Genomic DNA, 23,781 nt, shown 5'->3' on the forward strand with positions numbered 1-23,781 from the left:
TGGCGACTCATTCTTTGTCCTCAGGGCCACGTGGTGCGGGGTTACGGGTGATAAACATCGCATCACCGTAGCTGAAAAAGCGGTATTCATGCTCCACGGCGGCTTTATAAGCGGCCATGGCTTCGGGATAACCGGCGAACGCCGAAACCAGCATCAACAGCGTGGATTCAGGCAAATGGAAGTTGGTGACCAGGGCATCGACCACATGAAACGGCCGGCCCGGGTAGATGAAGATGTCCGTATCGCCACTGAACGGCTTGAGCACGCCATCGCGCGCAGCACTTTCCAGGGACCGCACGCTGGTGGTCCCCACCGCCACCACCCGCCCACCGCGAGCGCGACAGGCCGCCACCGCATCCACCACGTCCTGGCCGACTTCCAGCCATTCAGTGTGCATGTGGTGATCTTCGATCTTCTCGACGCGCACCGGCTGGAACGTGCCTGCACCCACGTGCAAAGTCACGAACGCCGTCTCGACGCCCTTGGCGGCAATCGCCTCCAGCAGCGGCTGATCAAAATGCAGCCCCGCCGTCGGCGCCGCCACCGCGCCCAGGCGCTCGGCGTACACCGTCTGATAACGCTCGCGATCCGAGCCTTCATCCGGGCGGTCTATATAAGGAGGCAACGGCATGTGCCCGACGCGGTCGAGCAGCGACAACACCTCTTCGGCAAACCCCAGCTCAAACAATGCATCGTGCCGCGCCAGCATCTCGGCCTCGCCACCGCCGTCGATCAGGATCTTGGAACCCGGCTTCGGTGACTTGCTGGACCGCACATGGGCCAGCACGCGATGACTGTCGAGCACCCGCTCAACCAGAATTTCCAGCTTGCCGCCGGAAGCTTTCTGGCCAAACAGCCGCGCCGGAATCACCCGGGTATTGTTGAACACCATCAAGTCGCCGGGGCGCAAATGCTCCAGCAAATCAGTGAATTGACGGTGTGCCAGGGCGCCGCTGACCCCATCAAGGGTCAACAGGCGACTGTTGCGACGCTCAGCCAAAGGATGGCGAGCAATCAGCGAATCAGGGAGCTCGAAAGTAAAGTCAGCAACGCGCATGATGGGGTTCGTCTAGCAGGGCCGGGAAGTCTAGCGGAAATATCAAAAATTCTCCATGAAACGTGATTGACCAACGGTAATCTCATCTCTATACTTCGCCGCCATTGAGCCCTGATGGCGGAATTGGTAGACGCGGCGGATTCAAAATCCGTTTTCGCAAGAAGTGGGAGTTCGAGTCTCCCTCGGGGCACCAAAATTAAGAAAGGTCTTGCTTTGCAAGGCCTTTTTTTTCGCCTGCGATAAAGCCACCCCGGTGCGAACCCACGTAGGAGCTGCCGAAGGCTCGGGCCGCGATCGGACGATCTTTTGATCTTGCTCGTTGCGCGCGCCCTCCCCCCACCCGGTGAACCATTTCACAAGGATTCCCCACCATGGAATTGCTCCTGGAAGCCGTTGCCCTGTATTGCCTGAAGCTCGCTTATGAGACGGAGGGGTCGAGCCCGATTCTGCGGGATGATCCGATCATGAGTGATTATGAGCGGGAGGTTTTTGGGTTGTTGGTTCGGCGGGGGGATGTAGAGGCGATTCAGGGGAAAGTGGGTGAATGTCTGACCTTGGCCCTGAGCACTGTCGGTGGTGTTGATACAGCACTGGGTCGCGAGCTGCAAAAACTATCAGCGGCTTTCAGCGCTGTGCGGACGATCGACCAGCTTGAAGCGCCCCTTATCGCGCTCAAGGACTATCTGAAAGACATTCAATGAATGAAGGCGGCGCCCGCATTGCGACCGAGGTTCAGGGCGGAAGAAAGACTTGTTTCTTCGAACACACGGCAATGCCGCTAGGGTTGGGGTTGGGGTGCATGGACCAAAAAAGGTGAGAACCTAAAGAGGACCAAAACCTCCAAATTCGTCCATGCCCCAGCGCATGCTACAAGTTGGAATGATTAAAGTGCGCGTTGACTGGCGGAGCACAGGCTTTGAGATCGCTAAAGCCAACCGGCAACTCCACCAATGCCACCAAATAAAAAAAGCAGCCCACAAAGAATTATTATCCCCCAGCGCCAAATAACAAGTAGGCGTTTAAGGGAAGCAGGAAGACTGTTTAAATCTTCACCACTTAGAGTACCGTTTGTTACATGCCGCTTGGGGCATGTGACGAGTGCTGCTATCTCCGCAATCAAGTGCAGTTGGCCCCACACCCCTTGACGCCGGTAATGAGATAACGCCAAGACGGCAGTGCTGTTTTTCAAATATTTAAGCACTACATCCATCTTGGTGTAGGCCAAGTAAAGTGCGAAGCCCATCCAAATGAATATCATTATGAGAAGCGCACCACCTAAAAGTCCGAAAGTCAATTTCGCCGGGCTCATCTACGCATCTCGTAAACGACATCTCCAAATAAATCACCAAGCCCAATACCCACCGCACCACCTGCTAACGATCCCGCCGTCATCACTACCACGCCACATACCAAGGTTCCAATTCCGGCTGTGGGTACGCCAACCGCCAGACAAATCCCACCAACAGTCTGAGCAGTTAAGGCCGCACCTACTAGAGCACCGCCTGCGATTCCGCCGACGAAACTTCCCGCCTCAGTGAATTTAACCCGCTCGCAAGCTTCGGATTTTCCTGTCGTACACACATCCTGCACCTTCAGGGCCGACGCCCCTCCCCCGACCGCTGTACCGACCCAGCCACCGTACTTAAGGTATTTGGAAGCCTTGGCCACTCCCTCAAGATGAGTGGCGTATCCCGGCACCGGCCCCACGCCGCCGACTTCCGTCCACCGATGAACCAGGCTGGGAGGCGAGAGGAACATTTGCCGCCCCGATCATGGGAAGCGCGCCACTGTTAACGATCGATAAACCGCCTCGGGATGAGCGGTTTAACGCAAAGTACAAGGCCGGATAGAAAACCCAAGATGGTCTAGAAAATCAGGAATAATCCTACAAGCCGGGCAGAAAAAACCGACGCAAATGGAGATGGGACAGGTACCCCTTCTGGTGTAGGCCGTAAAAATCAAGAAAAGGGAAGAGGTGAAAAAAAGGAAAATGGACGTGAGGCGGAAAATAATTCGTTCCTTTTTGCGCTCCCCTTTTTGCGCGCTAGCGCACCCCGCTTCTTATGCGCCGACTACTCCCCAGCCGCAGGGCATTCGGATTCTTGGTATCTGCACTATCAGTTCTGCTAGTACCCCGATCTGACGATTCATTCGATACTGAGCGCCTTCATATGGGATTTCCGAGCGCTTATCGCATGTCAATCCAATGTAACCCGTTTCGCCATTATCGCTACGACGCTCTCGACCGCCTTGTTGCCAGCGCACTCTACGGCGAAGCGGAGTGTCAGCGCTTCTACTGCAAAAGACTCCTAACCACAGAGGTAGAGGGGGAGGAACATTGCTCGATCTTTCACAACGACGGCCAAGTGCTAGCACAAAAACAAGGCAGGGGTGACGCTCTTTTCATATCATTACTGACCACGGATCAAAATCGCACTGTCCTGCAGACATCCTCAGGTAAAAATACAACTCACCACATTCTTTATACACCCTATGGTTACACCCAACCTGAAAGCTGGCAAACAAGCTTGCTAGGCTTTAATGGCGAGCGGCCAGATTCGTTAACCGGGCATTATTTATTGGGAAACGGATATCGGGCGTTTAACCCAGTATTGATGCGATTTAACAGTCCTGACAGCTTCAGCCCATTTGGTAGCGGCGGTCTAAACCCTTACGCTTATTGTTTAGGAAACCCAATCACGAGACGAGACCCTACAGGACGTACACCCATTCTGATGGACTCCATCGTCAACGCACTTGTAAAACACAAACCAAGATTGAAAATACCCCGCCCACACCTAATTCCTTCTACAACTTCAAGTCTTAACGGTGCTTCATCAACTGCCGACGGATACTTGTTGGCTGCATTCCATGGCTCTTCAAGTAAGCACCTACAAAGTTTCGAAAAAGGCCTCGACATAAATCTCGCGGGGTCTGCCAACGGACAAAAACACGGAGAGGGATTCTATGCAACACTTGATATCGACTTCGCTGGAAACTACGCCAAAACATCAGTCGACCGAGATTATAGAGGAAACAAACAGGATATTTTCCCGTACGCAGATTTTTCTTATGATCCAGCCATAGCCAACACGTCATACATCGCTGGAAAATCGCCAACCATTTACGGCGTCTATGTTAAAGACTACCCAAGCAAACAGCCGGGTAGAGATTTTACTTTTATTCCAGGCGACCGAGGCACGGCTGTGGGTTCGGAACTCGTTTTCCCTGCTGCCATGTATCAGAACATCCGTCTATTGCCTATACCTTCACTGGCGAATCTGCCGACACCCTGGCTGGGTAATATAAACATAAGGAAGAGCTGAGCGACGGCAAGACGAAGGCATGAGACAGAGTAAAAAACGGACATGAAAAACGGGTATCAGAAAAACGGAGAAAAACGGGGACGCAGTTTTTTACTGCAAAGGTGAACTAGACAAATCTCGAAGAGCAAGACCAGTACCCTTTAGATACTAGGGCTGCGGGGTTGTCTGCGGTGGTGGTGGGTCATTTGGGTTGGTGGTGGGTGATCTGGCGCGTTCGCGGGCAAGCCCGCTCCCACATTGAGTTGTGTTTGGGGGGTGGATTTTTGTTCGCAGGTTACGTTTTTTGTGGGGTGGGGCTGGCATGGCTGTGGTGGGATTTTGGGTGTTGGAGGGCTGGGGGATTGTTATCGCGAGCAGGCTCACTCCTACAGTGGGGCGTGGTGCATGGGAGTTGGCCTGCCAGGTTGGATCTTTCCCGGTGTGGCTTCTGCGGTGGGGCTCGCGTGGATTCTGGAGTAGTTTTGGATGGCCTCGGGCCCCGGCCTTTCGGGGCTTCTCGCTTGCTTCAGAGCAAATGCTGCGAGATCAACTTCGAGATTTCCACCATCGAAGTTCGGCCCGTGAATTCGAATTTCACTCTGCCCAGCGACGAAAAGTAGATCTCCAGTTCGGAGTCCAGGTCGAATGTTCCGGACGTCTCTACCGAATAGGCGACTATGTTTTTATACGGCAATGAGGTGAAGTCTTTCTTGCTGCCCGTAAGTCCTTGGACGTTCACGGCGATGATGCGTTTGTTGGTGAACACCACGCCGTCGCGCATGGACTTGTACGAGTCGATGACTTGCTCGCCGTCCAGCAGCAGCGCGGTAACCCGTTCAGCATATTCGTCGTTCTGCTTGAGTTTAAAAAAGCCCTTGTTGTTGAAGTCGATCATCTGCCATTCCGCCCGATTTAAACGCCCATCTAAGCATGTTGTCGCAGCCTTTACCTACTCCTCCGACCCCGAAGCCGAGTCCGACACCGATGCCTTCACCGCAACCTCTATCGCCCGAACACTCACCGCCGCAAATATCGCCGTCATCAACACGCCGTTGAACCCAAGCAAGATCGCCAACACCCGCGACACGCCAAGCTTGGGCACCAGTTCTCCATAACCAATAGTGAAACCCGTCACGAACGCAAAGTAGATGCCGTCCAGCGCCTTCCAGTCCTCCAGATAGCCGATGATCAGGCCGGAGCCGATGATGATCAGCACCAGCACGGAAATGATCGGCCACACGACTCGAAGGTAGAAGCCGGTGGCTTTGAAGAATTCTCTGCGCACGTTCGATGCATGATTGGCTTTCATGGCATGGGCTCCTGGAGATTGTCTGGGCTGAGGGCTTTGCAGGGTTCCATCAGCTTGGCACAAGCGCCGGAAAGCGTGACATCGCATGCCCCTGCGATGTCGCGCCCGAAGGGGCAGCGCTCAGTTCGCTGCGCTTTCGCGGATCAGTTTTTTATTGATTTTGCCGACGCTGGTCTTGGGAATTTCGGCAACGAATTTGAATTGCTTGGGTATCGCCCATTTATTGATGCGGCCGCGGTCAACGAAGCTTTGCAGGTGGGTTTCGAGGATTTTGCGGTCGAGATAGTGCCCCGGTTCGCACACCACCAGCGCCATGGGGCGTTCACCCCATTGTTGATCGGCGATGCCGACGACTGCGACGGACATGACGGCCGCGTGTTCGCTGATCAGGCTTTCCAGCTCCAGGGAGCTGATCCACTCCCCGCCCGTCTTGATTACGTCCTTGATCCGGTCCTTGATTTCCACAGTACCCATCGCGTCAATCGAGGCCATGTCGCCGGTGTGCAGCCAGCCGTTGTGCCAGAGTTCGGCGCCTTTTTCCGGCTCCTTGAAGTAGCCCTGAGTCAGCCAGGGTGCGCGGACGACGATTTCACCGAGGGATTCGCCATCGTGGACGACATCGGCGCCGTTGCCGTCGATGATTTTCAGGTCGACCATCGGCACGGGAGTGCCGGTCTTGATGCGGAACGGCAACTGGCCGGGAATGGGGTGCTTGAGGTCTTCGTCGCGCAGGTAGGTCAGGCACAGCAGCGGGCAGGTTTCCGACATGCCGTAGCCGGCGTGCACCAGCATGCCTTTGCCGGCGGCTTCGCTGGCGATGCCGAGGGTCAGGGCGCTGCCGCCGAGGAGCATTTTCCAGCCGTCGAATCGCGCAGATTTGCCTTCCTCACAGTTGAGGATCATTTGCAGGATGGTGGGCACGCAATGCGAAAAAGTGACCTTCTCATCCCTGAAAAGCCGGACCAGGCTGTTGGGCTCGTAGCGCCCGGGGTAGACCTGTTTGATACCCATCATAGTCGCAACATAGGGCACGCCCCAGGCATGCACGTGGAACATTGGCGTGATCGGCATGTACACGTCGTCGGAACGCAACAGCGGCTGGCCTTGATAGACGCCCAGGGTGCCGACGGCGTTGAGGGTGTGCAGGACCAGTTGGCGATGGGTGAAGTACACGCCTTTCGGTGCGCCCGTGGTGCCGGTGGTGTAGAACAGCGTCGCCACCGAGTGCTCGTCGAAGTCAGGGAAGTCGTACTGGTCCGAGGCCTGGGACAGCAGGTGTTCGTACTCGCCCAGCATCGGCAAAGACGTATTCACTGGCGTGTCGTCAGTCAGTCGGAGAAATCCCTTCACCGTCGGCAGCTGACCCTGGATCTGTTCCAGCAGCGGCAGGAAATCATCATGCACCAGCACCCAATCATCCTCGGCGTGGTTCATGGTGTAGAGCACTTGATCCGGCGACAGGCGGATGTTCACCGTGTGCAACACCGCGCCGATCATCGGCACGGCAAAGAAGCATTCCAGGTAGCGATGGCTGTCCCAGTCGAGCAGGGCCACAGTGTCTCCGGCCTTGACCCCGGCCGCCGTCAGCGCATTGGCCAGGCGGCGGATGCGCTGGTTCAGTACTTGATAGCTGTAGCGCAGTTTGTCGGCATAGACGATTTCCCGGCCCGGCTCGTAGCGCACGCCGGACAGCAGCAATTGCTTAATCAGCAGGGGGTAGGCGTAGGCGCCTTCAGCAGGCGGGATGATTTTTGTTTTTAGCATGTGGAGTTCCTTGTCCGGGGGCTCAGAACTGCGCCGCGTCCAGTTGATAGAGGCATTCGCTGCCCGCCTTGGCCGACTCGCTCAACGAGTGGATGCGAGGCAGCAGGCGGGCGAAGTAAAACTGCGCGGTGGCCAGTTTGCTGGCGTAGAAATCGTCTGTGGAATGGGTGCTCAGGGCGGCCTTGGCCATGCGGGCCCACATGTAGGCGTACGCGGTGTAGCCGAACACTTGCAGGTACTCGACCGAGGCCGCGCCAATCTCATTCGGGTTGCCCTGGGCCCGGTCCAGCAGCCACGCAGTCAGTGCGTCGAGGGTGTCCACGGCGGCGTTCAATGGTTTGGTGAACTCGCCGAGGTCAGCGCAGGCATTGGCGGTGAAGTTGCGGATTTCCGAGGCGAACAGGCGGTAGAGCGCCCCGCCGCTGCCGACGACTTTGCGCCCGGCCAGGTCCAGGGACTGGATACCGTTGGTGCCTTCGTAGATCTGGGTAATGCGCACATCGCGCACCAACTGTTCCTGGCCCCACTCGCGGATGTAGCCGTGACCACCGAAGACCTGTTGGCCGTGAAGGGTGGTTTCCAGGCCCATGTCGGTGAGGAACGCTTTGGCTACCGGGGTCAGCAGCGACACCAGTTCCTGCGCACGGGTACGTTTGGCCTGATCTTCGCTGAACTTGGCGACGTCCAGTTGCAGCGCCACGTAACTGGAGAACGCGCGACCGCCTTCGTTGAGGGCTTTCATGGTCAACAGCATGCGCCGCACGTCGGGGTGGACGATGATCGGGTCGGCGGACTTGTCCGGGTGTTGTGCACCGGTTGGCGCCCGGCTTTGCAGGCGGTCGCGGGCATAGGTCAAAGCGTTTTGGTAGGAGCGCTCGCCCTGGGCCAGGCCCTGGATACCAACGCCCAGCCGCTCGTAGTTCATCATGGTGAACATCGCCGCCAGGCCTTTATTGGGTGCGTCGATAATCCACCCGGTGGCGCCGTCGAAGTTCATCACGCAGGTGGCGGAAGCCTTGATGCCCATCTTGTGTTCGATCGAGCCGCAGGACAGCGCATTGCGCTCACCCAGCGAACCATCGGGATTGACCAGCACCTTGGGCACCAGAAACAGTGAAATGCCTTTGGGCCCTGCCGGCGCATCCGGCAGCCGGGCGAGGACCAGGTGGATGATGTTTTCAGTAAGGTCGTGCTCACCGCCGGTGATGAAAATCTTGCTGCCGCTGATGGCGTAGCTGCCGTCCGCCTGGGGTTCGGCCCTGGTGCGAATCAGGCCCAGGTCGGTACCAGCGTGGGCTTCGGTCAGGCACATCGAACCGGTCCAGGTGCCGGCATACATTTTTGGCAGGTAACGTTCCTTGAGCTCTTCGCTGGCGTGGGCGTTGATCGACAGGCAGGCGCCGGCCGTCAGCATCGGGTACAGGCCGAAGGACAGGCTGGCCGAGTTGACCATCTCTTCGACCTGCGCCGAAATGACCTTGGGCATGCCCATGCCGCCGAACTGCGGATCACCGCCGACGCCGACCCAACCACCCTCGGCGAACGCCTGGTAGGCCTGGGCAAAATTGTCCGGCGCGGTGACCGAGCCATTGCTCCAGGTGCAACCCTGTTCATCGCTGGCGCGGTTCAGTGGAGCAATCACTTCGGCACTGATTTTTCCGGCTTCTTCCAGGATCGCGTCGGCGGTCTGTTGATCGATCACCTCGGCCAGGCCAGGCAATTTTTCCCACAGCCGGGACACCTGGAGAACCTCGTTGAGTACGAACTGCATGTCGCGCAGGGGAGCTTTGTATTCAGGCATCGTTACTTACTCGGAAGTGGTCAGGGCGTGGGGCACGCCCGGACGTTCAGTGGTTTGGGTAGACGCAACAGGAACGGTGCCGAGCGTTTTTTCGCGCAGCAGGAAGTACGACAGGGCAGGAATAAGGATCAGCGCGCCGAGCATGTTCCACAGGAACATGAAGGTCAGCAGGATGCCCATGTCGGCCTGGAACTTGATCGGCGACCAGACCCAGCACACCACGCCGGCGGCCAGCGTGATGCCGACCAGCCCGACCACCCGGCCGGTGAACGACACGGCGTTGCGGTAGGCCTGGGACAGCGGCAGGCCCTGGCGCTGGAAGTGCAATTGCACGCTGAGCAGGTACAGGGCGTAGTCGACGCCGATCCCCACGCCGAGGGCGATCACCGGCAGGGTCGCGACTTTTACCCCAATGCCCATGGCTACCATCAGGGCTTCACAGAGGATCGAGGTGAGCACCAGCGGCAACAGTGCGACCAGGGTGGCGCGCCAGCTGCGGAAAGTGATCAGGCAGAACAACGTCACCGCCGCATAGACATACAGCAGCATGGTGCGGTTGGCCTCGCGCACCACGATGTTGGTCGCGGCCTCGATCCCGGCTGTGCCGGCGGCAAGCAGGAACTGGCGGTCCTCGGTGCTGTTTTCCCTGGCGAATTTGGCGGCAATCGCCACCACGGCATCCAGGGTTTCGGCTTTGTGATCCTTGAGGAAGGTGATCACCGGCATCAGCGAGCAGTTGTTGTTGAACAGCTCCGGCGAGTTCACCGAGGCTTGCTGCGCGGCGTAGTTCAGCACGTCCTGGTTGCGCTGGATGCTGTTGAGCTTGGGGTTGCCTTCGTAGGTGCCGGCGGTGATCTGCCGCACCGCATTGACCAGCGAAGTGGTCGCCTGCACGCCCGGATATTGTTGCAGTTCCCAGGCCAGGCGATCGGCAAGCACCAGGGTCTTGTAGTTCAGGCAACCCTCCGGCGCGGTCTTGATCATCACCGCGAACAGGTCGCTGGACAGCGCGTAGTGCTCAGTGATGTAGGCGTTGTCGCGGTTGTAGCGCGAGTCTGCACGCAACTCTGGCGCACCGCTTTCAAGGTCGCCGATTTTCAGGTTCAGGCTGACCATGAAACCACCCACGCCCATCAACACTGCAACCAGGACCGCGCCAGTGGCCCATTTGCGCGTGGTGAAGCGGTCGAGCAAGTCCCACAGTTTGCCGAAGCCTTTGTGGTGTTCGGCGCGGGTGTCGATTTTCAGGGCGCGCTCGGCCGCCTTGGCACCGACGCCGACATAGGACAGCGCCACCGGCATTAGCAGCAGCGAGGTGAAGATCAGCACGGCGACACCGATGCTCGCGGTGATCGCCAGGTCCTGGATCACCGGAATGTCGATCAGCATCAGCACCGCAAAGCCCACCGCATCAGCCAGCAACGCGGTGACACCGGCGATGAACAAACGGCGAAAGGTGTAGCGCGCGGCGATCAGTTTGTGAGTGCCGCGGGCGATGTCCTGCATGATTCCGTTCATTTTCTGCGCCGCGTGGGAAACGCCAATGGCGAAGATCAGGAACGGCACCAGCACCGAGTACGGATCGATGGCATAGCCAAGCCAGGCGACGATGCCCAGCTGCCAGACCACCGCGATCAACGAACAGCCGACCACCAGCAAAGTGCTGCGCACACAACGGGTGTAGGCATAGATGATGACCAGCGAGGTGACGACGGCGAGGCCGAAGAACATCATCACCTGGATCAGGCCGTCGATCAGGTCGCCCATCAGTTTGGCGAAACCGATCACCCGGACCTTGTATTGACCCTTGCCCTCGACGCCGGATTTGCGAGCGGCAATGTCGCCGGCGAATTCGATCTTGTCGCGCAGTTGCTCTTCAAGCATCTGCGAAAACGCGTGGTAGTTGATGGGTTGGCCACCGGCAGCGGCCTTGTCAAGCAACGGCACGATCAGCATGGTGGATTTGAAATTACTGGCCACCAGGCTGCCGACCAGACCGGCGCGGGAGATGTTCTGGCGCAATTGCTCGATTTGTTCAGCCTGGCCGGAATACGTATCGGGCATTACCGGGCCGCCCTGGAAGCCTTCCTCGGTGACTTCAGTCCAGCGCACCGCCGGGCTCCACAGCGACTTCATCCACGCACGGTCGACGCCTTCGGTGAGGAACAACTGGTCGTTGACCTGCTTGAGCACGTCCAGGTAACCGGGGTCGAAAATATCGCCCTGAGTGTTCTCCACCACCACCCGCACCGAGTTGCCCAGGCCGCGCAGCGAATGGCGGTTTTCGAGAAAATTCTGGATGTACGGCTGGCTCTGCGGAATCATCTTTTCAAAGCTTGGGCGCAACTCCAGCCGCGTCACCGCCATGAAGCCGAACACCACGGTGGCGATTGCCATCAGCAGCATGAACAGCGGCCGATAGTTAAACACCAGCCGTTCCAGCAGGTTGCCGGAGCGGCAATCGAAATCACGCAGGTCGCGGATCACCGGCATGGCGTCTTGTTTGATATTGCCCATGTCTGGGTTCTCGCTCTTAGGGTTCGAGGGCTGGATCGACGGACAGCGTCCGCACGCCACGACTGCCCGCCACCACCAGCGCACCATCGGCAGATTGGGTGGCACCGGCTATGGGTGTCGGCGTCGTTTTCCGCAGCAGCTGCAGGTTTGCGCCCGAGCCCTGGCTGACGAGCATCTGCCCGCCCTGGGTGAACAGGCGGTAGTGGCCACCGGCATCGATCAGGCCGGCGGTGATGCTGACGTGCAGGCCAGTGTTCAGTGCGTTCCAACTGTGGCCGCCGTCGGTGCTGCGCAGTACGTTGCCGCGCAAGCCGTAGACGAGCACTTCGCCCGGCTTGCCCAGCACGCCGAAGAAGCTGCCCTGATAAGGCGTCGGCACGGCGGCGAAGCGGCGGCGGCTGTCGTCCCATTTGAGCAGCAGGCCTTGCTCGCCCGCGATGTACAGAGCGTCGCCAGTGGAGGCGATGGCGTTGAGGTGAAAGCCTTGGGGGTTATCGGTACGATCCTGGAATGGCGTCCAGCTCAGGCCACCGTCGTCGGTGCGCAGGATCAGGTTGAACACACCGATCACATAACCGACCTTGTCATTGGCGAACCAGACGTCGAGCAGCGGTTTGTCTGCGCCCTGTTCGACCAGGCGCTGGCCCTCGGCAACCAGCAGCGGCCATTGCTCGTTGCCCGGTTCGGCGCTGGCCAGCGTCGAGTAGTGCTTGACCAGCAAGGCACCCATCTGACGCCCGTCGAGTTGCCGGGACCAGGTCGCGCCAGCGTCGCGGCTGTGCAGTACCACGCCGTCATTACCCACCGCCCAGCCTTGGGTGGCTGTTGGGAAGTTCACGGCGGTAAGGTCGGCACTGACCGGTACGGCCGCCTGTTGCCAGCGCTTGCCGGCGTCATCCGAATATAAAATATGGCCGCGCTGGCCGACGGCGATCACGCGCTCACCGGCGCGGGCCATGCCGGACAACGAACTGTTGATCGCCAATGGGCTGACCTTGGCCGGCAGGTCCAGCACATCAACGTAATCGGTCGCGTGAGTGACGCCCTGCATCAGGCCGAGCATCAGGCCAAACGCAACCTGCAGATAATTCTTATACGAACACATACCGCGCCCTCTTCGGAAAACCGCGCCAGGACACACAGTCGTGTGCCTGGCGTTCAAGCCAGCGGTTGGTCAGCGAATGCCGCTGCCGGCCAGGGATTCCGACGACCACTGGGCCTTGGAGAGCGGGTCGATGTACTTGATGCCGCCGTAAGGACCGACCACTCCGTTGATGTTGTAGGAACCGCCCACCAGGTCGTAGATCATGAACGGCGTCGAGTCCGGCACCTGTTTGTCGTAGCTCTGGCTGAGGAAGGCGAAGGAGCCGCGATAGAGCTGGCCACGGGCGTCATATTGATCCGAGGCCAGGGCGCTCCAGCTGTCTTCGTCGAGGTAGAAGCGGCGCTTGGCGTAGATGTGGCGGGCGCCGGCCTTGAGGGTGCCTTCGACCACCCAGACGCGGTGTTTTTCCCAGCGCACGAAGTCCGGTGCCAGGTGATTGGCGGTGGTCAACGCCTTCGGATCCTGGGCATAGGTCAGCTTGTAGGTGTTGTAGGGCTCGATCATTTCCTGCTTGCCCGTAAGCTTCCAGTCGTAGCGGTCCAGCGCGCCGTTGAACACGAACACGTCGTCGTAGGTGCCTGCGCCAGCGGTGCCCGGGTTAGGCGTGTCGTACGCCAGGTTCGGTGCCAGCTTGACCCGACGCTGCCCAGGCAGGTACTGCCAGGCGCGACGCGGTTGCTGCAACGGGTTGGCGGCGTCCTTGAGCATCACCGCTTCGCCCGCTCGCCGCGCCGGGCCGGTGTACGACAGCTTCATCTGGTAATACACGTCGGCGCTGCTGATCGGTTGCGTCAGGTTTTCGTAGATCGGATACGAGATGAACGCCTGCCCGGTGGTCGCCAGGCTCGGCACGCCGGCAGAGTCGACGTTCCACGAGTCGTACTTGGAGTTGATGCTCACGCCCTGGTAACGCAACAGGAAGTTCCACATCGCCTCGTTGCCCGACTGCGGAATCGGGAACGGCACGCCCGGCAGCACGTTGTCGATGGCCAAGCCGTTTTCCAGGGACTTGGCGCCGGTGGCGTTTTTCACGCCATTATCGAGGATCGCTTTGGGCAGCGAGACGGTGCGGTGGGTCGGGTACACGTCGACCCGGAAAGTCGGAAAGCGCTTGGCCAGCTCCACCGTGGTGGCGCTGAGCATGCTCTTGTACTGATCAACGTTTTTGCCATCGATCACCAGCACCGGTTTTTCATTGGCAAAGGGGTCCGGGCGCATGCTGTCACCGGCTTTGAAACTGGCCGGCGCGGTGGTCAGGCCACCGCTGTAGGCGGGGATGGAGCCATCAGCGTTGCCGGCTTTTTCGGCACCCACCAGGGTCAGGCTGCTGCCCAACTGGCTAGCGTCCTGGGTTGAGACAGCGGCCTGTGCCTGGGCGACAAGGATGATGGTCAGCGACGCGGCCAACACGGTTTTCACGAATTTCATCTTGTTATTCTCCTGCTTGCATTGAGCAAATCAGTGGTGCATCAAAAAGTGGTTTTCATCGTCAGGTACACGGCGCCACGGTCTTCAGTCGTTGCGCCGCCACCGGAGAAGGCGGAGTAGCCGCCGGCGTAACAGGCGTAGTTTTCGTTACCGCTGAAGGCGTTCGGCGCAGGACCGTCGCCGCCGTTCGGGCCGGTGCTGACGCCGCTGACATTGCACTTGTCGGCCTTGCCGAAAGAGTCCACGTACTTCAGGTCGACAAAGTATTTGTTGTACACAACGGCCCCGAGGCCGACGGCGTAGTTACCGGTGTCTTTGGCGCCGCCACCGGAGACCGGTGAAACGCCGTCGAGACCGAGGTTGATGGACATCGGCGCGTTGAGGTCGACACCGGGAAATACCTGGTACCAGGTGGGGATGAAGTTGACCGCGACGCCCCAGTTGTCCCGAGTCGGCGCGTCGATGCCGCGATAGGTGTCCTTGCCCTTGTAGAGCGCCTCGTTCTTGCTATCGAGCTTGAGCAGATTGCTGTAGTACAGCTCGCCAAGCAGGGTCGCCGAATCGAACACAGGCGTTTTGCCAATGGTCATCAGACCGTTGAGCGTCCAGTGCAAGGTGTCGCCGGTGGCGGCCATGCTGTCGCCTTTTTGCGGGGTGTCGTACACCACGCCGGTGCTGGCGGTACGCGCTGGCAACAGGCCAAGGCCCTGGCCGAGACCCAGCGGGCTGTTGGTGCTGACAATGGCCGGAATGCTCGCCAGCGGCATGTTGTGGCGGATGTTCAGGTCCGAACCCACGCTCACCCCGCCAACGTCCTTGGACAGGCTCAGGCCGACGATCTTGATGTTGTCGGCATAGGCCATTTGATAGGTGGCGGTGCTCAGCGAGTTGAGGGTGTTGACCACTGCGGGCACCTGCCCTGCCGGCGGAGTGCCGTTGGCGTTGGCCGAACTCAGGCCCCGGGCATCCAGCCAGGCTTGCGGGAGGATTTCCGAGGTTTCGCGGTAGTAGACGCCGAGGGTGCCGTCCAGCCAGGCGGGCGACCACTTGGCCATGAGGCCCCAGTCGCCGCGTTTGTCCGGCGTCAGGTCATGCCCGCGACGCACGTTGGTCAAGCCGTTGCACGGCGCCAGGCCACAACCCAGCGGGCTGCCCGGAACCACGGCGTTGGTGTTGCCGAGCAGGAACGATTGCGCACCAAAACCGACCAGGTCGGAACCACCGTAATAGGTGCCGGCTTCAGGCAGACGCGCGGCATCCCAGTCGAGAAAATATTGGGCACCCACCGTCAGTTCAGGATTGACCGTGAATGACATCGACAGCTGATTACGCGGGACGAACAACTCCTTGGCCTCAGTGCCCGGCGATGCAGCCAGCTTGGCCAGGTCCAGGCCGGACTGGCCGTAGCTATTGGAATGCACCGGGTTGAGAATAGTCTCGCCCCAGAACACGTTGTGCTGGCCAGCCTTGACGCTCAGCAGCGACTCCTCGCCGATTTCGGTGCTGTAGAACACGAAGGCATCGAGGATTTCACCGGACGGACCGTTGTAATAACGCTGGGCATAATTGCTCAGGTGCGGGCTGCCATTGCCGACGTTGTCACTGGTGACGGCGCCCAGGCGCGGGTCGTTGGCGACCAGGCCCGAGCGGGCGTCATTACCGTTGACGAAGGGGTTGGAATTGGAGCCGGTGTTCTCGTAAGCCTTGTCGTACCAACTGGCGGCGCTGACGCGAAAGCCCATGTGATTCTGGTAGACCACGTCCAGCTCGGTCAGCAAGTCGAAACGGTTGGTGATGTTGGTGCCGGCCTTGCGGAAGTTGTAGTCGCCGTCGTTGTTGTTCGGGGTTGCCAACAGGCGTTTATCGGCGCTTTCCGTGCGTACGCCGTAGTTGTACTTGATGGTGTTATCCACACGCACAGCCCAGTCCGGGTCCCCCATATCTATTTCTGCGCCATGGGCGGCGGGCACAAGGGTGGCCAGGATCGCCGAGGCCAGCAGGGTGTAACGTGCAGTGGTGAAGCCATGATTCTTATTGTTGTGCATTACGTGTCTCCGCCTTTTTGTATTTGTTTTAAGCGCAGCCGCCCCCGCGCAAACCTCTGTGGGTGTGCGATTAAGGAATGAGGGCAAATGCCGGTTGGCGTACTGCCAGTCCAGCTCCTTGTATTAGCGGTCCAGCTCCAGGATGAGTGCCTCGGCTTGCGGCCAGTGGCCAAATCCTGCGGCCGGATTGAGATGGCCGACTTCGCCCAGATTGAGCAATTCGGCACCCCAGCCCGTTGCCATGCGGGTGACCGCAGCAAGGCTGGCAAGGTGATCATTGGTGCTGCCGGCGACGATGCTGCGAAACGGCAGCGGGCCTTGGGGCAGCGGATTCCAGCCCTGACTGCGCAGGGTTGCAGAGGACGGATAGTGGGGCGGCCAAACCGCATCCAGATCCGGAGGCGCGGCCAGCAGCGCGCCCTTGATCGGACGACCGAACTGCGCGGCCCAGTGCGCAACCATCAACACACCGGCGCTGTGGGCGACCAGAATCACCGGCCCGTCGATCTGTTCCAGCTCGTGCTGGATTGCCCGCACACGCGCCTGGCAGTCGAGCTTGTCGGTTTCCAGCGGCGGCACGCTGCGGACCTTGCTCAATCTGGCTTGCAACAATGTTTGCCAATGTTCGGCAACGTGCTCGCGCAGACCGGGGACGATCAGAACGGTGGCGGCAGTTTGCAGTTTGTCCACTTCAACACCTTCGCTTTCTCGATTACTCGACTGGCTCTTTGCGCCAGGGGCTTTTTGTAGTGTCGACATTAAAGAGCCCTCAACCGGTGCGCTTTACATTGGACGTCAGGTACTTTTCTTTTCATGACAGATTGTCGGACGACAACTGTTCAACGGCCCACGCGCTGGATATAGTCGCCTCGCTTACGCCGATAGCCATCGACCCACGGAGGACCTTCGCATGCCCAAGCTAGTTCGCGCCGCCGTGTTGACCAACTACCTGGAGGTCACCCAGTACCTGGGGTTCAACCCGCGGGACGTGATGGCGGGCGTTGGCCTGAGCAAGGCCCAGTTGCAAGCCCCCGAGTCGCGCATTCCCATCGATTCTGCCGTGCGCCTGCTGGAAGAATCGGCTGCCGCCAGCGGCTGCCAGACGTTAGGCCTGAGCATGGCCGAGTCGCGCCAGCTCTCGGATTTCGGGGTGGTCAGCCTGCTGCTCAGCCACCAGCGCACCTTGCGCGATGCGTTGCAGGTGGTGCTGCATTACCGGCACTTGATGAATAATTCCCTGGCGATCTTCGTCGAAGAAGCCGGCAAGATGGTGATCATTCGCGAAGAGGTGGTCACCGAATCGCCGATGCCCAGCAAGCAGGCCACTGAGCTGGCCATTGGTGTGATGTTCCGTCTGTGCGCCGCGTTGCTCGGCAGCCACTGGCACCCCTACAGCGTCAATTTCATGCACCAGGCGCCGGAAAACCTGCAACTGCATCGGCGCCTGTTCGGATGCAACCTGGAGTTCGGCAGCGAGTTCAATGGCATCGTCTGTCCCAATACCAGTCTCGACCTGCCCAATCCCCACGCCGATCCCGCCATGGCCCGCTACGCGCAGAGTTACCTCGACTCGCTGCAGAACCATGAGGGCGCCTCGCTGCTGTTCGAAGTGCGCAAGGCGATCTACATGCTGTTGCCCATGGGCCGCGCCACCATCGAGCAGATCGCCCAAACCCAGGGCATGAACGTGCGCACCCTGCAGCGGCGCCTGAAGGACGACGGCTGCTCCTTCAACGACCTGATCAACGACGTGCGCCGCGACCTGGTGCTGCGTTATCTGGAAAACCCGAACTACCCGCTTAGCCGAATTGCCGACATGCTCGGCTACTCCATGGCGAGTTCTTTCACGCGCTGGTTCATCAACCAGTTCGGCATGCCGCCTGCGACGTGGCGGGCGCAGAAGCACAAGCTGTCCTGACCCATAATCGGCGTGTACCCGAAATCACTGTGGGAGCGGGCTTGCTCGCGAAGTGGCCAGCAGATCCAGCGTCAATGCCGCCTGACACACCGCCTTCGCGAGCAAGCCCGCTCCCACAGGTTTTGTATCAGGTTTAAACTGCCCAGCGCAGCAACAACAGCACCAGCACCACCAGGAACACCGTCTCCCCCACCATCAGCAGGATCGGTTTGATACCGACTGCAGCCAACTCCTTCAGACGGGTCTTCATGCCCAAGGCACTGATGGACACCACCAGGCACCAGCGCGACAGTTCGTTAACCGAGCCCTGCACTGCCGGGGCTATCCACCCAGTGCTGTTGACGCAGGCCAGCAGCAGAAAACCGACCGCGAACCACGGCAGCAACGGCGGGCGCTTGGCGGTCGGATCAGCGCCTTGCATACGGGTGATCATGGCCGCCGCGACGATCACCGGCAGCAACATGGCGACCCGCATCAGCTTGATTACCGTGGCCGTGTCGCCGGTCTCGGTCGACATGCTGTAGCCGGCACCGACCACCTGGGCCACATCGTGGATAGTCGCGCCAAGGAACACCCCCGCCACCTGCGGCGACAGCTCCAGCCAGTTGGCAATCATCGGGTAGACGATCATCGCCAGGGTCGATAACGCCGAAACGCCAATCACCGTGAACAGCGTCGCCCGCTCCTTCTGCGGATGATTCGGCAGTGCTGCCGCCAGGGCCAACGCCGCCGAGGCGCCACAGATCGCCGTGGCGCCGCCAGTGAGCATGCCAAACAAACGTTGAAAGCCCAGGGCCTTGGCGGCGATCACGGAAACGCCGATGGTCACCACCACCAGGATCACTACCAGGGCAATCGGCTTCCAGCCCAGCGCGGCCATTTGCTCAAGAGTGATGCGCATGCCCAGCAGCGCAACGCCAATGCGCAACACGGTGCGCGCAGTAAACTCGACACCGGCCTTGCACGGGCCGTCATCGGCAAGAAAATTCAGCGCCATGCCCAGCAGCAAGGCAAACAGCATGACCGGCGCACCGTAGTGCTCGGACAGAAACGACGCGGCCGCCGCCACGATCAGGCTGACGATAAAACCCGGGGCCAATTCGCGCGTGCGGCTATGGAGACGGGTCAGAGCAATGGCGCTCATGGCGCGCCCTCCTCGGGAACAATGACGATGAACGCCTGGCCGTCGACGATCTCGACCGGGTAGTTGTTGACTTTGACCTGCCTGGAATTGAGCAAGTAGCCGCTGTGCAAATCGAAGCGCAAACCATGGGCGCAGCACTGAATAACCCTGCCCTCCAGGCGCCCGCCACACAGCGAGGCGCCCTGGTGCGGGCAGCTGTCATCGATGGCAAACAGTTGCCCGTCGACGTTGAACAACGCCAGGCTTTTGTCTTCGAATTCGAACAGCGCACGGCCACCGGCCTGCGGGTATTTGCCGGCAGGTACGGGAACGCGCCGGGTCATGCCGGGTGGCGCTCGCGCGCACTGTCCTTCAGCGCCTGGTTCATCGCGCCGAGCAGCGCCTGCGCAGGTTGTGCACCGACCACCGTCATGCGGCGGTCGAACTGAAAGCTCGGCACCCCACTGCTAGCGGCCGCAGATCCTGCAAATGGCGTGGCATCGCCCTTGAGGCAATCGAGCAGCACCTCTGAATCGACGCCGCAGGAACGGGCAATAGCCAGCAAGGTTTCACCGCACCCAAGATTTTCGCGTCTCGAGAAATAGGCCGCGAACAGCCGTTCGAGCAGCATTTCACGCTGGGCAACGTTGCCCACCGCGCCAACTCGTTCGAACAAACGATGGGCGTCGGCTGTGTTCGGCATCGTCTCGATGCTGCCGAGATCGATGTTCAACCCAACCGCCGCGGCAGCCTGCTGAACCTGAGCCTGACGCAGGCTCACTGCGTCGGCACTGCCCAGGCGCTGGCGGTAGAAATCGGCGAAGGGCTCGCCTTCTGCCGGCAACTGCGGCAGCAACTGCACGCCATGCCACACCGTGCTCATATTCACGTCCGGATGGCGACTGCGGAACTGGACCTGCGCATGCTCCAACTGGCGTTTGCCGATCAGGCACCAAGGGCAGATAAAATCGAAAAACACATCAATCTGTAAATGACGACTCACAACTTCACCTCTAACCCGGCTTCACGGACGACGTCAGGCACGCTCTGACCCTGAAGGCGGGCAATGTCTTTGTGGTAATGACACTTGGCATAAAAGAACACCGCCGCTGCCGCGAGGCTCACCAGTGGCACCAATTGGAAAGCGGCATGCAGGCCAATCAGGTCGGACACGCGCCCCGTGATGAATGGCCCCGGCGCCAGCCCCAGCATGTTGTTGGCCAACGTCAGCGTGGCGAACGCGGTGCCGTGCACGGAGTAATGGGTCAGGTTGGCAACCATCGCGCCGGCAGGCCCGGTAGTCCCTGTGGCAATCAGCATGCCCAGGCATATGAGCCCCAGTTGCAAAGGTCCCGCTGACAATGCGAACGCCGCCGACAGCAATAGGCAACTGCCCAGGCAAAAACCGATCGCCAGGCTGACCTTGCGCTCCGGCGAGTTGCGACACAGCCGGTCGCTGAGCATGCCGCACACGATCATCCCGGCACCGCTGCATAGCACGATGATCGCGGCCATGCCGCCGGCCTTGTCCGTGGGCATGTCGTAGTAGCGATTCAGGTAGCTGGGAATCCACACCATCACAGTGCCGCCGACGAACAGCTGCAAGCCGCTGCCGATGTAAGTCGCCACCACCGAACGGCTGGACCACAACGTCCGTAACGGCCGCTTGACCCCCACCACAGCCTTGGCGAGCCGTTGCGGAGCGATGCGCGCCTCCTTGACGATGATCGGGTAAAGCACCGCCAGCACCAGGCCAAACAACGCCATGCCGGCGAACGACCAGCGCCAGCCCAGCTTGGCCGCGATAGCACCGCCCAATGCCATGCCCAGCACCGAGCCAAACATGCCGCCGGCCATGAACGCACTGGCCAGGGTGGCGCGCATGTGTTTCGGAAATACTGAAATCACCACCGCAATGCCGACGCTGCCATAGGCCGCTTCGCCAACGCCGACCATGAACCGCGCAATGAACATCTGCTGATAATCCTGCGCCACCGCACAACCCAGGGTGGCCAGGCTCCACAGCAGCGCCATCAGCGCGAGGCTTTTGACCCGACCAAAACGGTCAGCCAGCAGCGACAGCGGGAATGTCAGCAGGCCGACCATCAAGGCGACGATGCCGCTAAGCAGCCCGAGCTGGCCGTCGCTCAGGACCCATTCGCCCTTGAGCAGCGGAAACACCGCGTTCAGCACCTGACGCGACATGTAATCGGAAATCAACAAGCCGAACGTCAGGGCAAAGACGATCCAGGCATATTGGCGCGGAACGCCGACTCCGCTGGAGTCGTCATCGTCTGCGGCGATTGGGTGAAAGGCCATGCAGCCTCCTCAAAGCTTTTATTTATTGTTGTTATCAAGCACGTTGCAGCTCAGTGGACGAGGGGGCACGGCCCCTCGCCCGCTCCATCGGTCAGCCGCGTTGCGGCACACCTTTTTGCCCGGCCCTGCGGTTGGGGGCCATGCCGTTGGCCAGCAGGGTTTGCTCGATGCTGTCGTACTGCACACCGATGCGATAAATCTCGCGGGCTTCTTTGCCACTGGCGACTTCGCGACCCAGCTCATGGGCGATACGCACGGTCTGCTGGATCTGCGCCACCGAGCCGAAACGGTCGCCCTTGTGGTCAATAATAGTGTCTTCGTTGCCTACGCGCGGGTGCATGCCCATGGCCATCGACATGGTGTTGAACGGCATGACGTTCTTGAGCAGCGACTCGGAAGTCAGGGTGCAGCCGTCCGGCGCGCGATGGATGAAATTGAAGAAGTTGAACGGATTCGGCCCGTCAAAACCACCGCCAATGCCGATCCAGGTCAGGTTCAGCGGGCCCATGTAGACACCTCTGCGCACCAGGCGCTCGAGGGTTTCCAGCGCGTGCATGCCGGTCAGCTGAAAGTGCGGCTGGATGCCGTTGTCCATCAGGCGCTTGAGGTGCTCGGCGACCCAGGCGGGACCGGCCGGTACGGTCATTTCGCTGTAGGCGGCGTGAATCATGGGGTTGTCCAAGGAAGTGCCCTTCAGGTACTCCGGGTACAGCAGCTCCATGATGTTCATCTGAGTGGTGTTGATCGCCACCGTCACCTGATCCGGCTTCGGGGTCAGCTCGGCCAGCATGTGCCGGGTGTCGTCGGACAGCCACTTGGCGGCTTCGCCGTCGCTTTCCGGGGCGAAGGAAATCGAACCGCCGACCTGGATGATCATGTCCGGCACCGCTTCACGCACACCGGCGATCAGCTCATTGAATTTCGACAGGCGCTTGGAGCCCTTGCCGTCCAGTTCGCGCACATGCAGGTGCAGCACCGTGGCACCGGCTTCATAGCAATCGACCGCTTTCTGGACCTGCTCATCCATGGTCAGCGGGATGTCTTCGGGAAAGTCTTCCGGCATCCATTCCGGGCCGTACGGGGCCACGGTAATGACCACTTTTTCCATGTTTTCGGGGTGCAGGGAATCGTCGAAGAATTGCATGGCTTGCTCCAGTTTTTATGATTGTCCCGCCCACCCGGAGTCGTGCCGGGCAGACGTGTCAGCGAGTGCGTATGCAGAAGGGGTGGGTCAGTAGGTCTTGTCGCCGATGATCCCGGCGCGCTCCATCTTGCGATGGCACGGCGGGTAATCCATGACGGCATAGTGCTGGGTACTGCGGTTGTCCCAGATGGCGATGCTGTTGGGCTTCCAGCGCCAGCGCACTTGATATTCGGGGATGTACGCCTGGCTGATCAGGTAGCGCAGCAACTCGCTCGCGCCGGGGTTGGCATCCTGGCCGAAGCGCACTCGCTCAGGGGTGTGGTAATTGCTCAAGTGGGTGGTGAAGGCGTTGACGAACAGCACCTTCTCGCCGGTCTCCGGGTGAGTGCGCACCACCGGGTGCTCGGCATCCGGGTACATCGCCTTGAGCGCCAGGCGCTTCTCGATCGGCATGGCCGCACCGAAGCTCGCCTCGATACTGTGGCGGGCGCGCAGGTCGGCGATTTTCACTTTCACCTCGTCCGGCAAATTCTCGTAGGCCAGAACCATGTTGGCCCACATGGTATCGCCACCCACCGGCGGGCACTCGACGCAACGCAGCACGCACCCCATCGGCGGCGCCTCGCGCCAGGTGGCATCGGTGTGCCAGGCGTTTTCGTAGCGGTCCATCGGTTGGTCGGGGTTCTTGTAGATCTGCACCAGCCCCGGATGCTGCGGATCGCTGCCCGCCACCGGATGATCCTCCAGCTCACCAAACCGTCGGGCGAAGGCCACGTGCTCGGCGCGAGTGATGTCCTGGTCCCGCAGGAACACCACCCGGTGCTTGAGCAGTTGGGCACGGATCTCGCCAAACAGAGCGTCGTCGTGCACCGCGTCGGCGAGGTTCACGCCGATCAGTTCGGCGCCGATGCTGCAGGTCAATTGTTCGACTTTCATGGCTGGCCGC

20 protein-coding genes and 1 tRNA gene are annotated in these 23,781 nt (G+C 60.1%); 4 read left to right on the forward strand and 17 right to left on the reverse strand.

Annotation, left to right across the window (positions count from 1 at the left end; all coding sequences use genetic code 11):
• Positions 1 to 7: 7 nt before the first annotated feature.
• Complete coding sequence (gene queA / locus ORL50_RS04370; protein ID WP_266010397.1) at positions 8 to 1,057, reverse strand: tRNA preQ1(34) S-adenosylmethionine ribosyltransferase-isomerase QueA; 1,050 nt, start codon at positions 1,055 to 1,057, stop codon at positions 8 to 10.
• Between the two features lie 108 nt (positions 1,058 to 1,165).
• On the opposite strand from queA, the gene ORL50_RS04375 reads away from it, so the two are divergent.
• A tRNA-Leu gene (locus tag ORL50_RS04375) sits at positions 1,166 to 1,250 on the forward strand.
• Positions 1,251 to 1,428: 178 nt separating this feature from the next.
• The gene (locus tag ORL50_RS04380) at positions 1,429 to 1,758 is read left to right on the forward strand and encodes a hypothetical protein (RefSeq protein WP_266010399.1); all 330 of its coding nucleotides are present in this window, start codon (positions 1,429 to 1,431) and stop codon (positions 1,756 to 1,758) included.
• A gap of 224 nt (positions 1,759 to 1,982) precedes the next feature.
• Here the strand turns inward: ORL50_RS04380 and ORL50_RS04385 are convergent, their stop codons facing one another.
• Positions 1,983 to 2,366 carry a hypothetical protein gene (locus ORL50_RS04385; RefSeq protein ID WP_266010401.1) on the reverse strand — a complete coding sequence of 128 codons (384 nt, stop codon included), beginning with the start codon at positions 2,364 to 2,366 and terminating at the stop codon, positions 1,983 to 1,985.
• Between the two features lie 862 nt (positions 2,367 to 3,228).
• Between ORL50_RS04385 and ORL50_RS04390 the strand changes: the two genes are divergently transcribed.
• Positions 3,229 to 4,383 carry an RHS repeat-associated core domain-containing protein gene (locus ORL50_RS04390; RefSeq protein ID WP_266010403.1) on the forward strand — a complete coding sequence of 385 codons (1,155 nt, stop codon included), beginning with the start codon at positions 3,229 to 3,231 and terminating at the stop codon, positions 4,381 to 4,383.
• 505 nt (positions 4,384 to 4,888) lie between these two features.
• Here the strand turns inward: ORL50_RS04390 and ORL50_RS04395 are convergent.
• From ORL50_RS04395 to ORL50_RS04435, 9 genes are all read right to left on the reverse strand, one after another.
• Positions 4,889 to 5,257 carry a PH domain-containing protein gene (locus ORL50_RS04395; RefSeq protein WP_150583123.1) on the reverse strand — a complete coding sequence of 123 codons (369 nt, stop codon included), beginning with the start codon at positions 5,255 to 5,257 and terminating at the stop codon, positions 4,889 to 4,891.
• A gap of 54 nt (positions 5,258 to 5,311) precedes the next feature.
• On the reverse strand, positions 5,312 to 5,671 hold the full coding sequence (locus ORL50_RS04400; RefSeq protein WP_266010405.1) for a potassium channel family protein: 360 nt from the start codon (positions 5,669 to 5,671) through the stop codon (positions 5,312 to 5,314).
• Positions 5,672 to 5,791: 120 nt separating this feature from the next.
• On the reverse strand, positions 5,792 to 7,435 hold the full coding sequence (locus ORL50_RS04405; protein ID WP_266010406.1) for a fatty acid--CoA ligase: 1,644 nt from the start codon (positions 7,433 to 7,435) through the stop codon (positions 5,792 to 5,794).
• 22 nt (positions 7,436 to 7,457) lie between these two features.
• Positions 7,458 to 9,236: an acyl-CoA dehydrogenase C-terminal domain-containing protein gene (locus ORL50_RS04410; protein WP_266010407.1), complete on the reverse strand. Its 1,779-nt coding sequence runs from the start codon at positions 9,234 to 9,236 to the stop codon at positions 7,458 to 7,460.
• Positions 9,237 to 9,242: 6 nt separating this feature from the next.
• On the reverse strand, positions 9,243 to 11,753 hold the full coding sequence (locus ORL50_RS04415) for an efflux RND transporter permease subunit (RefSeq protein WP_266010408.1): 2,511 nt from the start codon (positions 11,751 to 11,753) through the stop codon (positions 9,243 to 9,245).
• A gap of 16 nt (positions 11,754 to 11,769) precedes the next feature.
• Complete coding sequence (locus ORL50_RS04420; protein WP_266010409.1) at positions 11,770 to 12,858, reverse strand: WD40/YVTN/BNR-like repeat-containing protein; 1,089 nt, start codon at positions 12,856 to 12,858, stop codon at positions 11,770 to 11,772.
• Positions 12,859 to 12,927: 69 nt separating this feature from the next.
• A complete protein-coding gene (locus ORL50_RS04425) occupies positions 12,928 to 14,286 on the reverse strand; it encodes a DUF1329 domain-containing protein (RefSeq protein ID WP_266010410.1) in 1,359 nt (452 codons plus the stop codon).
• Between the two features lie 41 nt (positions 14,287 to 14,327).
• On the reverse strand, positions 14,328 to 16,331 hold the full coding sequence (locus ORL50_RS04430) for a DUF1302 domain-containing protein (RefSeq protein ID WP_266010411.1): 2,004 nt from the start codon (positions 16,329 to 16,331) through the stop codon (positions 14,328 to 14,330).
• 123 nt (positions 16,332 to 16,454) lie between these two features.
• On the reverse strand, positions 16,455 to 17,021 hold the full coding sequence (locus ORL50_RS04435; protein WP_266010608.1) for an RBBP9/YdeN family alpha/beta hydrolase: 567 nt from the start codon (positions 17,019 to 17,021) through the stop codon (positions 16,455 to 16,457).
• 220 nt (positions 17,022 to 17,241) lie between these two features.
• Here ORL50_RS04435 and ORL50_RS04440 point away from each other — a divergent pair, with 220 nt between their 5' ends.
• Positions 17,242 to 18,249, forward strand: coding sequence for an AraC family transcriptional regulator (locus tag ORL50_RS04440; RefSeq protein WP_266010412.1), 1,008 nt, complete (start codon positions 17,242 to 17,244; stop codon positions 18,247 to 18,249).
• A 133-nt stretch (positions 18,250 to 18,382) separates the two neighbouring features.
• On the opposite strand, the gene ORL50_RS04445 is transcribed toward ORL50_RS04440, so the two are convergent.
• The 6 genes from ORL50_RS04445 to ORL50_RS04470 form a co-directional block, all read right to left on the reverse strand.
• On the reverse strand, positions 18,383 to 19,393 hold the full coding sequence (locus ORL50_RS04445) for a YeiH family protein (RefSeq protein ID WP_266010413.1): 1,011 nt from the start codon (positions 19,391 to 19,393) through the stop codon (positions 18,383 to 18,385).
• Positions 19,390 to 19,716: a Rieske (2Fe-2S) protein gene (locus ORL50_RS04450; RefSeq protein ID WP_266010414.1), complete on the reverse strand. Its 327-nt coding sequence runs from the start codon at positions 19,714 to 19,716 to the stop codon at positions 19,390 to 19,392. The genes ORL50_RS04445 and ORL50_RS04450 overlap by 4 nt, the downstream gene beginning before the upstream one ends.
• Positions 19,713 to 20,375 (reverse strand): DsbA family oxidoreductase, encoded by a 663-nt coding sequence (locus tag ORL50_RS04455; protein ID WP_266010415.1) that lies wholly within the window; start codon positions 20,373 to 20,375, stop codon positions 19,713 to 19,715. Before ORL50_RS04455 ends, ORL50_RS04450 begins: the two co-directional genes overlap by 4 nt.
• Positions 20,372 to 21,691 carry an MFS transporter gene (locus ORL50_RS04460; protein ID WP_266010416.1) on the reverse strand — a complete coding sequence of 440 codons (1,320 nt, stop codon included), beginning with the start codon at positions 21,689 to 21,691 and terminating at the stop codon, positions 20,372 to 20,374. The genes ORL50_RS04455 and ORL50_RS04460 overlap by 4 nt, the downstream gene beginning before the upstream one ends.
• Before the next feature lie 91 nt (positions 21,692 to 21,782).
• Complete coding sequence (locus tag ORL50_RS04465; RefSeq protein WP_266010417.1) at positions 21,783 to 22,835, reverse strand: beta-keto acid cleavage family enzyme; 1,053 nt, start codon at positions 22,833 to 22,835, stop codon at positions 21,783 to 21,785.
• Between the two features lie 87 nt (positions 22,836 to 22,922).
• Positions 22,923 to 23,771, reverse strand: coding sequence for a TauD/TfdA dioxygenase family protein (locus ORL50_RS04470; RefSeq protein ID WP_266010418.1), 849 nt, complete (start codon positions 23,769 to 23,771; stop codon positions 22,923 to 22,925).
• Between the last annotated feature and the right edge of the window lie 10 nt (positions 23,772 to 23,781).

It is taken from the genome of Pseudomonas sp. RIT-562, assembly GCF_026241895.1.
In the GTDB taxonomy this organism is placed as follows: domain Bacteria; phylum Pseudomonadota; class Gammaproteobacteria; order Pseudomonadales; family Pseudomonadaceae; genus Aquipseudomonas; species Aquipseudomonas mandelii_F.

Excerpts from the sequence above, each read along its gene's own strand:
- ORL50_RS04415 (WP_266010408.1), bottom strand. The coding sequence starts at position 11,753 with ATGGGCAATATCAAACAAGACGCCATGCCGGTGATCCGCGACCTGCGT.
- ORL50_RS04450 (WP_266010414.1), bottom strand. The coding sequence starts at position 19,716 with ATGACCCGGCGCGTTCCCGTACCTGCCGGCAAATACCCGCAGGCCGGT.
- ORL50_RS04380 (WP_266010399.1), top strand. The coding sequence starts at position 1,429 with ATGGAATTGCTCCTGGAAGCCGTTGCCCTGTATTGCCTGAAGCTCGCT.
- ORL50_RS04445 (WP_266010413.1), bottom strand. The coding sequence starts at position 19,393 with ATGAGCGCCATTGCTCTGACCCGTCTCCATAGCCGCACGCGCGAATTG.
- ORL50_RS04460 (WP_266010416.1), bottom strand. The coding sequence starts at position 21,691 with ATGGCCTTTCACCCAATCGCCGCAGACGATGACGACTCCAGCGGAGTC.
- ORL50_RS04395 (WP_150583123.1), bottom strand. The coding sequence starts at position 5,257 with ATGATCGACTTCAACAACAAGGGCTTTTTTAAACTCAAGCAGAACGAC.
- queA (WP_266010397.1), bottom strand. The coding sequence starts at position 1,057 with ATGCGCGTTGCTGACTTTACTTTCGAGCTCCCTGATTCGCTGATTGCT.
- ORL50_RS04440 (WP_266010412.1), top strand. The coding sequence starts at position 17,242 with ATGCCCAAGCTAGTTCGCGCCGCCGTGTTGACCAACTACCTGGAGGTC.
- ORL50_RS04400 (WP_266010405.1), bottom strand. The coding sequence starts at position 5,671 with ATGAAAGCCAATCATGCATCGAACGTGCGCAGAGAATTCTTCAAAGCC.
- ORL50_RS04425 (WP_266010410.1), bottom strand. The coding sequence starts at position 14,286 with ATGAAATTCGTGAAAACCGTGTTGGCCGCGTCGCTGACCATCATCCTT.
- ORL50_RS04470 (WP_266010418.1), bottom strand. The coding sequence starts at position 23,771 with ATGAAAGTCGAACAATTGACCTGCAGCATCGGCGCCGAACTGATCGGC.
- ORL50_RS04420 (WP_266010409.1), bottom strand. The coding sequence starts at position 12,858 with ATGTGTTCGTATAAGAATTATCTGCAGGTTGCGTTTGGCCTGATGCTC.
- ORL50_RS04390 (WP_266010403.1), top strand. The coding sequence starts at position 3,229 with ATGGGATTTCCGAGCGCTTATCGCATGTCAATCCAATGTAACCCGTTT.
- ORL50_RS04465 (WP_266010417.1), bottom strand. The coding sequence starts at position 22,835 with ATGCAATTCTTCGACGATTCCCTGCACCCCGAAAACATGGAAAAAGTG.
- ORL50_RS04410 (WP_266010407.1), bottom strand. The coding sequence starts at position 9,236 with ATGCCTGAATACAAAGCTCCCCTGCGCGACATGCAGTTCGTACTCAAC.
- ORL50_RS04385 (WP_266010401.1), bottom strand. The coding sequence starts at position 2,366 with ATGAGCCCGGCGAAATTGACTTTCGGACTTTTAGGTGGTGCGCTTCTC.
- ORL50_RS04430 (WP_266010411.1), bottom strand. The coding sequence starts at position 16,331 with ATGCACAACAATAAGAATCATGGCTTCACCACTGCACGTTACACCCTG.
- ORL50_RS04405 (WP_266010406.1), bottom strand. The coding sequence starts at position 7,435 with ATGCTAAAAACAAAAATCATCCCGCCTGCTGAAGGCGCCTACGCCTAC.